Annotated in this window: 1 protein-coding gene; it reads right to left on the reverse strand. The window is 37.7% G+C overall.

The genetic code is table 11. From position 1 onward, the window contains the following. Positions 1-440, reverse strand: a 440-nt coding sequence (locus CJF42_RS26410; RefSeq protein WP_170940803.1) for a response regulator, incomplete at both ends; no start/stop codon positions are given.

A 440-nucleotide genomic window follows, 5' to 3' on the forward strand; every position in this document is an offset into this window, starting at 1 on the left:
TCTGCCACTTTAACTATAATACCCACATCGCTAAGCAACTCTAAGACGAGCTCTTGATTTAACTCGTTATCTTCCACAAGCAGAATTTTGGCACCTTCAAGCTTTTGCGCATTCTCTATTTCATGATTTACTTTATTGATTTCTCTTTTGCCAACTACTTGATGACCCAACGATGCCATAATCACATTCACCAAGGCTGATGGTGAGAAGGGTTTGGCCAAAATAGTACTAAAAGATACGTTTTTAGCTTGCTGAATCGCCTCTTCACGATCATAGGCTGTCATCAGTATAATAGGGACATTTACTCTTTTTTGTTTAATTATTCGGGCTGTTTCAATACCATCCAATTTTGGCATTTGCCAGTCGATAAAAATTAAATCAACTACTCGATTTTGTTCGATGAGGTTGATAGCTTCTATACCTGAACTGGCTTCAATTGT

This window comes from Pseudoalteromonas sp. NBT06-2 (genome assembly GCF_002276045.1).
Lineage (GTDB): Bacteria > Pseudomonadota > Gammaproteobacteria > Enterobacterales > Alteromonadaceae > Pseudoalteromonas.